General features: G+C 54.6%; 1 protein-coding gene. It reads left to right on the top strand.

Translation table 11 applies throughout. The annotated features are described in order from the left end of the window. Positions 1-20: 20 nt before the first annotated feature. A partial coding sequence (locus tag EIK80_RS25950; protein ID WP_199743665.1) for an SDR family oxidoreductase occupies positions 21-271 on the top strand: 251 nt, incomplete at its 3' end.

Here is a 271-nt window from a genome sequence, read left to right as displayed (position 1 = left end):
ACATCCACTCACTGGGAGGCTTGGCTATAGCTGTACAGGCGGATGTTTGCGATGAATCGCAATCTTCCAAGCTGGTGGGTACCGCTGTCGACTCATTCGGCGGCGTGGACATCTTAGTGAATAATGCTTTCGGACGCTTTTCCTTTGATCCGCGTCGCCGTTCCACTTTTGCTGGAGGCGATTGGGATGAGTTTGGCGCACAGATCGAGGGATGCCTGCATGGTGCATATCTGATGTGCTCACATGTGGTGCCGCTGATGCGAGCCCAGAC

The organism is Caulobacter sp. 602-1 (genome assembly GCF_003931565.1).
Lineage (GTDB): Bacteria > Pseudomonadota > Alphaproteobacteria > Caulobacterales > Caulobacteraceae > Caulobacter.
The sequence above is the reverse complement of the archived record's forward strand: the minus strand, read 5'-3'. Positions and strand labels throughout refer to the sequence as shown.